The 13,188-nt window shown below is 44.0% G+C and carries 10 protein-coding genes; all 10 read right to left on the bottom strand.

Annotation, left to right across the window (positions count from 1 at the left end; genetic code table 11):
* Positions 1-66 precede the first annotated feature (66 nt).
* The 10 genes from DESDI_RS17600 to rfbD all read right to left on the bottom strand — a co-directional run bounded on the left by DESDI_RS17600 (position 67) and on the right by rfbD (position 13,069).
* Positions 67-3,771 (bottom strand): glycosyltransferase, encoded by a 3,705-nt coding sequence (locus tag DESDI_RS17600; protein ID WP_172635889.1) that lies wholly within the window; start codon positions 3,769-3,771, stop codon positions 67-69.
* 65 nt (positions 3,772-3,836) lie between these two features.
* Positions 3,837-5,036, bottom strand: coding sequence for an ABC transporter ATP-binding protein (locus DESDI_RS07220; RefSeq protein ID WP_015261978.1), 1,200 nt, complete (start codon positions 5,034-5,036; stop codon positions 3,837-3,839).
* Positions 5,026-5,880, bottom strand: a complete 855-nt coding sequence (locus DESDI_RS07215; RefSeq protein WP_015261977.1) for an ABC transporter permease — start codon at positions 5,878-5,880, stop codon at positions 5,026-5,028. The genes DESDI_RS07220 and DESDI_RS07215 overlap by 11 nt, the downstream gene beginning before the upstream one ends.
* 209 nt (positions 5,881-6,089) lie before the next feature.
* Positions 6,090-8,069: a hypothetical protein gene (locus DESDI_RS07210; protein ID WP_015261976.1), complete on the bottom strand. Its 1,980-nt coding sequence runs from the start codon at positions 8,067-8,069 to the stop codon at positions 6,090-6,092.
* Positions 8,070-8,247: 178 nt separating this feature from the next.
* Positions 8,248-8,673: a GtrA family protein gene (locus DESDI_RS07205; RefSeq protein ID WP_041219350.1), complete on the bottom strand. Its 426-nt coding sequence runs from the start codon at positions 8,671-8,673 to the stop codon at positions 8,248-8,250.
* Positions 8,666-9,853 carry a glycosyltransferase family 2 protein gene (locus DESDI_RS07200; protein ID WP_015261975.1) on the bottom strand — a complete coding sequence of 396 codons (1,188 nt, stop codon included), beginning with the start codon at positions 9,851-9,853 and terminating at the stop codon, positions 8,666-8,668. The genes DESDI_RS07205 and DESDI_RS07200 overlap by 8 nt, the downstream gene beginning before the upstream one ends.
* Before the next feature lie 57 nt (positions 9,854-9,910).
* Positions 9,911-10,372, bottom strand: a complete 462-nt coding sequence (locus tag DESDI_RS07195; RefSeq protein WP_015261974.1) for a dTDP-4-dehydrorhamnose 3,5-epimerase family protein — start codon at positions 10,370-10,372, stop codon at positions 9,911-9,913.
* Positions 10,373-10,385: 13 nt separating this feature from the next.
* Positions 10,386-11,396 carry a dTDP-glucose 4,6-dehydratase gene (rfbB, locus tag DESDI_RS07190; protein ID WP_015261973.1) on the bottom strand — a complete coding sequence of 337 codons (1,011 nt, stop codon included), beginning with the start codon at positions 11,394-11,396 and terminating at the stop codon, positions 10,386-10,388.
* A 58-nt stretch (positions 11,397-11,454) separates the two neighbouring features.
* The gene (locus DESDI_RS07185; RefSeq protein WP_015261972.1) at positions 11,455-12,204 is read right to left on the bottom strand and encodes a sugar phosphate nucleotidyltransferase; all 750 of its coding nucleotides are present in this window, start codon (positions 12,202-12,204) and stop codon (positions 11,455-11,457) included.
* 1 nt (position 12,205) lies between these two features.
* Positions 12,206-13,069 (bottom strand): dTDP-4-dehydrorhamnose reductase, encoded by an 864-nt coding sequence (gene rfbD, locus DESDI_RS07180; RefSeq protein ID WP_015261971.1) that lies wholly within the window; start codon positions 13,067-13,069, stop codon positions 12,206-12,208.
* Between the last annotated feature and the right edge of the window lie 119 nt (positions 13,070-13,188).

Here is a 13,188-nt window from a genome sequence, read left to right as displayed (position 1 = left end):
TCTGACCCCTTTAAAAATCAATAGTAGCACTTAGGATGTTCCAAATTCAAACTTTTCCTGAGTGGATTATTCGCCGGGCATCGCTAAACTAAAATCCTCTCGATCCAAGGTGAGATTCGGGTTGTAGAAAGGGTCGCGTTCCAAGAAATTCTTCCAGTGTTGCTTCATATAATTTACTTCGCCGAGGAAACGCTGCATTTTTTCCGGGGTATCTTCATAGCCCCTGCTTTTTGATTCGAAGTGGTACAGCTTCACTTGAGGCAAGACCAAATTATAATAGCCCTTCTCCCACAGCTTCAGACAAAAATCCACATCGTTGAAGGCCACTGTTAATTTTTCCTCCAGTCCACCCACCTGGCAAAACAACTCCTTTTTTACCATGAGGCAAGCACCCGTAACCGCAGCGTAATTGGCCGCAATGATTAATCGACCAAAATATCCTGGCTCCTCTGAACCGCGTCCACGATGACTGTGACCTCCTACCCCTCCTATCCCCAGAGTTACTCCGGCGTGTTGAATGGTTTGGTCTGGGTACAAAAGCTTTGCGCCGACTGCACCGATACTGGGGCGCATGGCCTGTCCAGCCATCTCCTCCAACCAATTCGGGGTGATGATCTCCACATCGTTATTTAACAGCACAACTAACTCACCCTTAGCTTGCTGCACCGCCTGATTATTCAGTCGAGAGTAATTAAAGGGTATATCGAGGTGAATGACTCGGAATCTTTGCGGTTCAAGCTGTTGCCACTTGGCAAAGAGTTGCTGTGTTTCCGACTTGACACTACCATTATCTATTATCAGTACTTCATAATGGGGATACCTCGTTTTACTGAATATAGTTTCCAGGCATTTTCCTAACAGTCGAGCCATATCCCGCGTCGGAATGATGATTGAAATTAAAGGGTTCCCCTTGACCGGATAGTGTGCCCTATAGTAAGGATACCGCTCTAAAGCTTCTACCCAGCCCCCTTCTCCCCTCCGCTGCAGTGCTTCGCCTACTGCTTTTAAACCAGCAGTTGTGGCATAACTTTTAGCGCCGACATTTACCGCAGTGGACTCTGCTACAGTACGCCAATGATAAAGAACCTTGGCTATATGGTAGATTTCGTCGGTGGTTTCCGAAACCCGTAAGGCAAGATCATGATCTTGGCTTCCCTCAAACCCGAGACGGAAACCACCCAACTCCCGAACCACACTGGTCTTGTACACCCCAAAATGACAAGTATACATCTGAGCCAATAGGTTGTCTGGCGACCAATCCGGTTTGAAAAAGGGTGAATGTCTGACCCCATCCTCCCCAATCTTATCCTCATCACTGTAAATCATCACGGCCTCAGGATGTTGATTGATGAGCAGGGCATTCTCGCAAAGGGCATCGGCCGTCAAACAATCGTCATGGTCTAATAGCCCAATATACTCACCCGTTGCCAGTTCCAAGGCTGAATTAGAAGCCGCGGATATATGGCCATTCTTTTCTCTATAGATAACTTTAATCCTTGGATCCCTAGCTGCATATTCCTTAAGCATTTTTTGAACTTGGGGATCTGTTGAAGCATCATCGGCTATACATAATTCCCAATGGGGATAAACTTGCTCCCGCACTGAATCAAGGCAGCTGCGCAACCATCTTTCGTCTACATTATAGACCGGCACCAAAATAGAAAATACCGGCTTAAAGGCTAACTCCGCGCATTGGGTCTGGAGCATTTTCTTGCGCGCTTCGGTTAAACTATGATATTTGAGCCAAAGGTCATAATCTTCTTGGGGTGCAATCAAGTTCTTTGCCCATCTCCACAAACCCTTGGGCCCACCTCTTTTAATCGCGCTCCCAATTTGCCTTGTCCAGAGCTTCATGCTGTGCCAAGAGTAACCCTGACGTTGGAAAAACAGTCCAAATGCCCGCAATATAATCCCTATACGGGTAACTCTGGCAATTCTACAGGAATTAATGGCAAACTTTCCTTCCGTTTCACCTGGATCAAGCCTAACTTGTTTAATATCGTAACCTACTAACACAATAACGTGGTAATCCTGTATACTCTCCCCACAAACTACCTCAAGAGCCAAGCTTTCTGTCTCATTAAACCCTCTGCCTCGGTCAAAATAGATCCGCACTTTCAGGGGAAATGGGCTCGCAGCCTTAAAGCGAATCTCTGACCAACCGTGTGGAAAGGGACCCGATAACAAAAACTTAGGATCTTCACCCACTGCTTGCCAATAGCCGGGACCCTTAGCGGGTAAAGGAATAATATTATCCAGGGGGATTAGCCTTTGCTTATACCCACCCTGAAGCAGATCACGACCTAGTTTGAATTGCTCACGAGTCCAGCAGGTCATTCTCATCCATTTTGAAATGGCGCGCCAAACTGTCGAGCTCTTAATTTCCTTGAGTTGTTGCTCATAATCAGCAACCTCTGCCCGCCGTTGTTTTAACTCCTCTTGGTTGCTTTCTATAGTAGATTTCAGCTCATCGATAACAGTTACTTGGCTATCACGTTCCTCTTGACTTCTATTAAATGCAGCTTTCAACCCATCGATATCGGCTACCCGGCTCCCAAGCTCCTTTTGACTTCTTTCTAAAGTAGCCTTCAGCTCCTTGATGGCAGCTTGGCGATTTTCAAGGGATTGGCGCAAATCTATTATATTAGCCCGTTGGGCGGACACTTCCGCTAAGGCCGCTTGCTGTAGATCCCGTGACACCCGCATCTTCAAACACAGCAGACTTTGCTCTTTAATTGACGGCAGTGCAGTCAAGGTCACCTGCGGGTCATCATTGGGGCAAAGTAGCTTTAAGCTAGTCTCATCACTCATTCTAATCGTACCCTGGCTTATCTCTAAATTGGTGAAACCCGTTTCTGCCGACCATTGACTGACCAGTTGACCGGGCCCTTGCTTATCCCGAGTATTTAACTCAATCTCTTTAATTTCCACAAAAGCAGGGAAATTGGTAGGGTCTAAACGCAATACCCCGCTTTCCCCCACACTCTCAGGCAGTACAATTTCATACTTTGCAAATTCCTGTTGATCACGTAAGGGAACAGTCACCGATTTACTTTCCGAGAGACCCTTATCAGACCAGTACACCTGCAAAAAATCCTTACCCGTGGAACTGTTCTCAATGGTCAAAGGCTGCCGGTACTCATCAACCGCTACTTCCTCTTGTCTTTTGGCCACAACAACGTACTGATAGATGTGGGCATCCTCTCTCTCTTTCAGTAATCTTTGCAGCGGCACCGCTAAAGAACCATAGCTTTGCCCAAATTCTGTATCTTCCGGCTCTGTCGTCGTACCCATTAACTCAATCGGACACATACCCGCCCGTCCCAACAAATCTAACAGACTTTTGCGGGTAAAGAAGCGAATATGTGTATCATCGAGTAGCCCCGTAGGCCGATAGTCAAATCTGCCTTCGAGAAGTTCCATCAGTATCGAACTATGTCCAATATTGGGCACAGAAATCAATAAAGTACCTTGAGGACTCAACAGCTGAACTGCCGCCCGGACTACCTGCCAAGGATCCTTGAGGTGTTCTATGACATCAGCAAAGATAACATGGTCAAAGCCTTTTCCCCGTAATTGCTCATACCACTCCATCAAGTCCAAATCGGCGACAATCATTTTTGCACTGTATATACTCCCTTTAGCCGCCGCATTCGCGTCGATTTCCACACAGGTCACAGTGCACCCTAGCTCTTCTTTTAAATACCGCGTCATATACCCAGTAGCTGATCCCAATTCCAAAACCTGTGACCCCGGGATTATGCGCTTCAAAAGCAAAGAATGGGAGGTTTTCTTGGACAGATCAATTTGATAATCATATTTACAGCTCATCCTTATTACGTGCAACTCCAATCGTGTTTAAGCAGCGTTAACCCTTCACCGATATATTCACCTGAGATAATGCGAAAGGATTTCACCCTGCTTTTGTAATCCAACTGGACCACTGCAGAATCCTCAAAGAATCCTACGTCGACGTAATAGGTGCCTGGCAAGAGCGACATTTCTCGATAGGACAATTCCAACCGGTATTGACCTGGTTGATCAGGTAAAGACTGCTTATCAAGTTTTGTATTTAAACCACAAACATAGGTATTTTGCTTGTCATAAATCGCCACCCCACCCACAATACCTTCCTTAGGGGCGTGCAAGGTATAATCAACAAGCACTGTAACCGGTTCGGCAAAGTAGAAATCCCTTTGCGGATTTTGATTCTCGTTTAAAAACGTCACTCTATCAATGGTTAAAATACTACTCTTTTTAACTACGGCTACATCCTTCGCCTCTTCTTTTGTCGTGCCCGTATATTGCATAAAATCCAGATAACGCTCCGTAACGGTATTAACGTCATCATGCAGATGAATCTTTCCATCCATCATCCAGATGGCCGTATCGCAAAAATTGCGGACGGTGTAGACATCATGACTCACAAACACGATCGTTTTTCCCTGGCGTTTAAAGCTTTTCATTTTTTCAATACACTTAAGCTGAAACTGCAAATCACCAACCGCTAAGGCTTCATCGATAACTAAGATATCAGGATCCACATTAATCGCACAGGCAAAAGCTAGACGCACATACATCCCCGAAGAATAAAGCTTTACGGGTTGATCGATAAATTCTCCAATTTCTGCAAACTGCTCAATCAGCGGCATCCGCTGGAGAATCTCTTGTTTGGACAATCCTAGAATCGCCCCGCCCATGATGACGTTTTCCCGCCCGGTAAATTCCGGATTAAAGCCGCTGCCCAGCTCTAATAGGGCCGACACCCGACCCCTAGTAGCATGACTCCCATCAGTTGGGATAAGCGTTCCCGCAATAATCTGCAGGATAGTGCTCTTGCCGGAGCCATTGCGCCCAATAATACCGATGGTTTCACCCTTTCTCACATTAAAGGAGACCTCATTAAGCGCCCAAAATTCATGATAAAATCTCTTCTTGCCGCGCCAGAGTCCCTGCAACAGCCTGTCCTTGGGTCGATCATAAATATGGTAGCATTTACTCACATTTTTAAGTGATACGGCAAGATCAGAGAACATCTGCGAATCCACCTCGTGTTCTTTGGAACCAAACGTAGCCCAAAATTGCTATACAACTACTAAGCAAAATATTAAGGATCAGCCAATTCCAGCTAGGCAGCTGACCCCAGATAAATATACGACGCATATCATCCACCACATGGTAGATCGGACTTATTTCAAACATCCAGCGCAACTTTTCAGGCACAGCGGTAATGGGATAAAAGATGGGGGTCATAAACATCAATACTTGAACTATGATCATAATCACGTGACCAATATCCCGCAAAAAGATGCCTAAAGAGGCTAGAAACCAGCCAGCCCCTAAAACTAATAATAATTGCGGTAATAGCACCAGCGGAAGCAGAAGCATCGTCCAATGAAATATCCCCATGAAAACAACCAAGGCACTGACTAGCAGCACTAAGCTGATTGCAGCTTGTACTAAGGCAGAGCCTAAAACGACTATGGGTAAAATCTCCAGAGGAAAAACGACTTTTTTGACATAGTTTACATTGGAAACGATTAAATTCGGTGCACGCGAGATAACTTCGGCAAAAATATTGAAGGTAGTTAAACCACAAAAAAGCACTAAAGCAAATTCTATTTTACTTCCTGTTCCTATTCCCCACTTAGCCTCGAACACCACGCTAAACACGAAGGAATACACAGCAAGCATAAATAGTGGGTTGAGAAAGGACCAAAACAAACCCAAATAAGACCCCTTGTAGCGGCCTATCACTTCACGTTTAACAAATTGCTTAATTAGCTCACGGTTCTGCCATAGGCTTGCGACCATTGAACTGGGATTCCAAAGGCTCCGCTTTTTTTCGCCTAGAGTTATATCTGCTCTAATCTCGCTCATTCAGATGCTAAACTCCCCTATACTTTTATAGGAATCCACAAATCGTCCTGCCGTTCGTGATCATAAAAGGTACACCTTCAATTCTAACCATTTTCGAGTCCCCCTAACCCTTAGCATTTGAATATACCAACTGTGAAATAGAAAGCTCCTTTAGAACATCCGTCTATGGGAACATTAATACATATTATTAAATTTCCAAATGATCCTGTTTAAAGCCTACCAAGGCTGTTGGTAATTTTACTCATCATAACACTAACAAAGGCTAACATCAGGGGATAGGCTGGCGATAGATAAAGGGTGTTAACTCCGGGAAATGAACTAACATGGATAAAAGAAACTATAAAAATCCTGATAAAGATTGCCCCAAGAATAGCCGAAGAAATGACCCAAATCATAAAGTTATTAAGACTCCTAAACATTTTTAGGCTAAATATAAAATAATAGACTAAACTTAAGATCACGAAAGGAGGTAAAATTAAACCATAAATTCTACCTATACTTTCTAAATACCTGATCCCTAAATTTTGTGCTAGCGAATTATTGGTTACGGTGCTCACGGCTTCGATATTCCCTTGAGTCTTCGCGGATTGAAATCTCTTGATAGCTCCGTCTAAAGGAATCTTTTCCACGGAACCATGATTGTTTTTTAGAGATAGATAGAGGTTTTCACCCGTCAATTTTGTGGTGGTGATAGAAAATCGGGCTTCACTTGCCCAAGGTAAGCTTTGGAAATGTGGGTATACATCAGGACTCTGCTCACGTTGGATGCTTGAATCCAATATTTTGCCATCAGCCGTATGAATGGTTATATCAAGAGGCGATTCACTATTTACAGCCCATCCCGTTACACGCATTTTTGGACTTTGTGATAGCTTATCCCGAGTTATATCCCGAAATAAAGCCAGCTGACTATCATTGCCTATACTATAACTAGGCCTCGGGTCAAATTCCCTAAAATTAATCATAAAAACCGCTGACTTAGCCATGGCCTTGAGTAAAGGGCTTAAATATTCCTTATGCCAAAGGGGTGTCATCGTAGCCTTAACTCCCCTTGCTGCTTCTAGTTTTCCTTGGGCAATAGCCGTGTTAACCTCTGACGCTAACCTGCGATAATAAGTGGCTGCAGCTTCGCCGGAGGTATAATGCCCTGCTGCTGCTGCAGCATCGCGCAAGGCCCACATAAACCAGCCACCACTTATTTCAAGGTTCTGTTGATCCGCTACCCACTCTTCAGTAGCAGGGCGCCAGAACACACTATTGGAACTCCAAGCTTTCCCGATATCTCCTTCAAGATAGGGTTTCAGTTCAGCAAAAGCCGGACTGACCTTATATATTCGCATTCGGGTTTCTGCCGGTACAGGAATATCCGGCTGCCAAGAGTTATGTTTTACCCTAGTCAAGGCTCCGTAAGCCGAAAGAAAATCCTTCTGTTTATATTCGACTGGAGTGAAAATACCATAATGATAAAAATTAAGGGCTGAAATCAATGAAATACTTATGATCAGTAGACCAAACGGGAGGGCTAACAAAGCCAATCGCTTAAACCTATTTTCTAAGCGGTTCTTAAATATCCAAAATGCGGGTACGACCGTTAAGAAAAATACGGTGGGTAGAATCCAGATTCCTTCTTCTCTCGTTATCCATAATGCGGCTAAGGAAAACCCACTGATCATAGACCAACGGACAACGGATTTCATTTCCCAGTTCCACCTTAAAAACAAAGCCATAAAACCAGCAACGACAAGTAATGTTTCTGAAGCGTAAATACCCTCGCGTATGACCCGGGTTGATGGGCCATTGGCGTAGCTTATAGGATTAAAAAGCAGCAGGGCATAAACCAGCAGTAGGATCATCGGTTTTAGCTTTAATGGACGCAGGGCAAGTACAAACATAAGGCAGGAAAAAGCATACAGTAATTGTTGGGATGTCAATAGAGGCATGCCTAATAAAGAGTTCAAGGCAATCCATATGGGATAGAAGGATCCCTTAGCTAAGGTGAGATTGTTATAATCTCCTAACCATTGTCCATGGAGCAGACTGTCAGCCAAACTTAAAAAGAGCTTATCATCATGACTGTTCCATCCAATGGCAAAGACTGGTTGACTATTGGTTAAGGCAATTTTCCCTAAGGCCAAAACAAAGAAGCTGATCCATACCCACTGGGGTATCTCTTTATATTTTTTGGACAAAATACCCCCTCCATCAAGTGATTCTTAGCTTCAGGTGGAGTTTGCCTAAGATAAATACTTACTCCATCTGAAGCTTAGAAGAACTTATCCAGGGACGTAGCAGCCGTTATCTCCCACTTATAGAAGCTGGGAGTCTTACGGCTGGTAGTCATCGGAAAAATCTCCGGATAAGATTACCTTACATACGGAAGAAAACAAAACGAGAATTTAAACTATACGTTATAACCGATGAAGCAAAAGTGGCTAGGGCAAAAGCAAGAGTTGCACCGAATTCGCCAAAAATCCAGTCAAATTTCAAGCCATAGCGAACTGCAATAGAAAGGAGAGACGTTGAGACCGCACCTATTAATGCCACAATTATAAACGGAGGGAATTTTCGCCAGCTACCCTCTTTACCCGTTGACTTGAATGTAAACGTTCTATTCAGTAAAAAGCTTAATAGGATGCCACAAGCGTACGCAAGTGCTATGGAAAGCAAGTAGTCACTTGGCCTATCGAGTAGAAGTCTATTGATCCCATGGCGTAGGGCAACAGTAACAAGCCCTACAAAACCTCCGACAAGTAAATACCGTTTATAATTATGCAGCGAAGATTTATTACTCATCCTTTTGGGAGGCCAAAAAAGTAAGAAAGAAGCTATTAAAAAACACCTGTATTCCTACAACGATTAAGGTAACTGAGGGAATCGCGATCCGCATAGTTATGCTAGGAACCAAGGAGCTGAACGATGTTTTTCCCCAAGCCATAACAGCGTTGATAGAACCCATAAGGCTCATGAGGAATAATAATAAACCGAGCACAATCCCGCGTTCAAGAGTGATCTTGCTAAGAGCAGATTCAAGACGCTTATCGCTTGGGAATATCTTATTATTAATAGCGAAGACCTTAGAAAATATGGCGAAAGCTACACATTGAAAGCCGACTATTATGGCCATTGATGCATAGAGCATAGTATGAATATCAAAGGTTACTCCACCCAAGGTTTGGGGCCCGGGGATTAGAGCCAGCAGGCAAACTAAACCAACCAGTAGTAAAAGTAAACCTGGATAGAGGAATAACCATCTGGGGCTGAATATTAACAAAAAACGCAGATGACGCCACCCATCTCGCCAGCTCCGAAGATGAGGTGGCCGTGTACGGCCATCCGGGGATAAAGTGGTTGGCACCTCAGAGATACGAAGTTTATGTAACGTTGACTTAACCACCATTTCACTGGCAAATTCCATACCGGTGGTTTTTAAGTTCAGCTTGATCATCGCTTCCCTATTAAACCCCCTTAGACCGCAGTGAAAATCACCGATTGCGCTTGGGAAAAACAGACGACCAATCCCAGATAAAACTGGGTTACCAAGATAACGGTGAAGGGGAGGCATAGCTCCAGGCTTTATTCCACCTCTAAACCGGTTACCCATGACAAGGTCATAACCCTCTCTAAGTTTTTCTACAAAGGGTGTTAAGGCTGTAAAGTCATAGCTGTCATCGGCATCGCCCATTATTATATATTTACCGTAGGTAGCTTTAATACCATCAATGAGTGCACTGCCGTAGCCTCGTTCTTTTACGTGAATAACTCTGGCTCCGTTAGCTTCAGCAATTCTTTGTGAACCATCGGTGCTGCCATTGTCTGCTATAACTACTTCGCCAATTATTTTGTTCACTTTAAGAAAAGAATGTGCCTTTTCAATACAGACCGCAATTGTTTCTGCTTCATTAAGACAAGGCATTAAAATCGATAACTCAATTGAGTTGTTAAATTCTTGATTAGATAAGAAACTATTACTCAAATAGCATCTACTCCCGCCTTCTTAACTTTTCCCCATGATATCGTTTTACACGAAGCCTTAACGATTCTCGGTTATCCAATCAAAGTTAATACTCTCATCATTCCAAGCCAGTCTTCGTTCATCAGGGCTGGCTGGATTGTAAGACTCGGTGGTGAAGTAGGTAATGATTAGAGGATTAGATCCTAAAACCCGATAACCATGGGCAACTCCCTTAGGAATAACTAAAAGTAATGGATTGGTCTCCCCCATATAAAACACATTGGTTACACCCTTAGTTGGCGAGGTCTCTCGCAAGTCGTACAAAACAACCTGGGCGTTACCCACAGGGAAAAACCACAAATCGTCCTGCCGTTCGTGATAATGAAAGGCCTTAATAACGCCTGGATAAGACATGGAAAGGGATGCCTGACCAAAACGCGCTAAGAGTTCATCGTCGTCACGGAGAATTTCCGTAAAAAACCCACGGTCATCACAATGTTTGACTAATCGCTTTGTTACTACACCTTCAATTGTAATCATTTTCGAGTCCCCCCTAACCCTTGGCATACATTTTGGAATAATAATCTCGATATTGACCCGATCGGATTTTCTCCCACCAAACACGGTTATGGCAGTACCATTCTACCGTTTCTCTGATACCGGTCTCAAAGCAGTATTCGGGCTGCCACCCCAGTTCAGTCCTTATTTTGGAGGCATCAATGGCATAGCGTCTGTCGTGCCCAAGTCGATCCTTAACATTGTTAATCAAGGACTCGGGCTTAGCAAGTAGACTTAGAATGCTTTTAACAACCTCAATATTGGCTCTTTCGTTATTTCCACCGATATTATAAACCTCACCACTTTGCCCTTTCAAAAAGGCCAAAGCTATAGCCGAACAGTGGTCGATAACGTGTAACCAATCGCGGATATTTAAGCCATCGCCATACACCGGTAGCGACTTGTCATCTAAGGCATTAGAAATAATCAAGGGGATAAGCTTTTCCGGAAACTGATAGGGTCCATAGTTATTGGAGCAGCGTGTTATCACCACATCCATACCAAAGGTTTCATGGTAAGCGCGAACTAACAAATCTGCACTTGCCTTACTCGCTGCATAAGGACTGTTCGGCTTAAGTGGCGTTGCCTCCGTAAAAAATCCACTATCACCTAAACTGCCATAGACTTCATCTGTTGAAACTTGTAAAAACCTGCCCACCTTGTACTTACGGACTATCTCAAGCAATCTTTGCGTTCCCATAATATTGGTTTCCACAAATACCCCTGGATCTTTGATACTCCGATCCACATGAGATTCCGCTGCGAAATTGATTATCCCATCCAATCCTCGTTGGGCTATGGATTCTAGTAAGTCATAATCGGTGATACTGCCTTTGATAAACTTGTAATTAGGGTGCCGTTCAACAGATTTAAGATTTTCCAGATTACCGGCGTAGGTTAGTGCATCTAAATTGACGATGTGCCAATCATCATAGGTCTGTAATATAAATTGGATAAAGTTACTCCCAATGAAACCTGCTCCACCCGTGACTAAAATGCGCCGCACTGCCTCAACCCCTAACTTTAGTTCAAGTAGTATAAATTCACATCTCTTTTTCCAAAGTTTAAGCTTCTAATATCTTGAGAACTTGATCATCTAGCTTTCCAGCATACACAAGGTCGTGTGCAGTTTTTAATGAACCGAAGGTCCCTGCATCAATCCACCAACCCGAAATAATATCCGCAGACAGGCTGCCCGCTTGAATGTAGGCATTATTCACGTCAGTTATTTCCAACTCTCCACGCTTTGATGGCTTTAAGGTTTTCACAATGCTATACACCTCAGCATCGAACATATAGATTCCGGTGACACAAAAATTGCTTTTCGGTGTCGTCGGCTTTTCCTCAATGGCTAGGACCTTATTATTCTCATCTAATTCGGCCACCCCATATCTTCCAGGATCGTCCACCCTCTGCAGCAAAATCTTCGCGCCCTGTCCTTGTCCCTGAAATTCCGTTACATAATCCCGGAGGCTTTCCTCAAAAACGTTGTCGCCCAAGATCACGGTCACTGCTTCCTGACCTGCAAAATCTTCCGCCAAACTCAAAGCTTGGGCAATTCCCCCCGCTTGATCTTGTACTTTAAAAGTAAAGTTTAAGCCTAAATCATTGCCACTTCCCAGTAGATTGACGACTTCCCCCATATGTTCCCTACCGGTAACAATTAGAATTTCGGTTATCCCTGCCTCTTTCAGCTTAGCTATTGGATAATAAATCATGGGACATTTACCAACCGGCAACAAATGCTTATTCGTCACCTTCGTTAAGGGAAAGATTCTCGATCCCGTCCCCCCGGCCAAAACCACACCTTTCATATCAATCCCCCCTCCTACTCAAGCCTTCTTCCTCGAGATAGTCTAGCAATGCCTCCCGATAGGGACGCAAGGCTTGGTGACCATCGAGCCGCCACACGTAGTTGTCGAGCACTGAATAGCTTGGTCGTTCTGCCGGACGGCTTAACTGCTGGGTTGTGATAGGCTCTACTTTGACATTGTTCATCCCAGCCAATTCCATTATTTCTTGAGTATATGTATACCAAGTGCAATTACCGCTATTGGTAAGGTGGTACGTCCCATAAGTGGGCTTATCAACTAAATCAGCAATAGCTTTCGCCAAATCTCGTGTATAGGTAGGGCTACCTCTTTGGTCGTTGACCACCCTTAAATATTCTTGCTCCTTTGCCAAACGAAGCATTGTCCGTACAAAGTTATTACCGTAATAACCAAACAGCCAGGCAGTTCTCACGATATAATGACGTCTGCAGTGTTGGCGCACCATTAATTCCCCATCAAGCTTCGATTTACCATAAACACTTCGCGGATTAACCGGATCATATTCCCGATAGGGCTTGTTGCCCTGACCACCGAACACATAGTCAGTGCTGATATGGACCAGAGCAGCGTTTAACTCATTAGCAATAATCGCTAAGTTACGAATGCCAAGGCAATTCACCTGATAAGCAAGATCAGGTTTACTCTCACACTCATCCACATTGGTATAGGCTGCTGCATTGAATACCAAGTCAGGTTGTAGCGCCTTAAGCTTGGCCCTGACTGCTTCGAGCTTGGTTATATCTAAATCCTCGCTCCTTAAATTGGTTACTTGATGTCCCCTTTGACTAAAAATTGCACTAACATCGGTTGCCAACATACCACCTGCACCACACACAATGACCTTCACAGCATATCCTCCTTAGCTATCTAATCTAACAATAGCTAGGACCATCCTAGAAATTCTAATATGGTTAAATTTTATGCCCTTGACCCTATACCTAGTACACGGAAAATTACACAAAAAAA

Source organism: Desulfitobacterium dichloroeliminans LMG P-21439 (genome assembly GCF_000243135.2).
GTDB lineage: Bacteria > Bacillota > Desulfitobacteriia > Desulfitobacteriales > Desulfitobacteriaceae > Desulfitobacterium > Desulfitobacterium dichloroeliminans.
The sequence above is the reverse complement of the archived record's forward strand: the minus strand, read 5'-3'. Positions and strand labels throughout refer to the sequence as shown.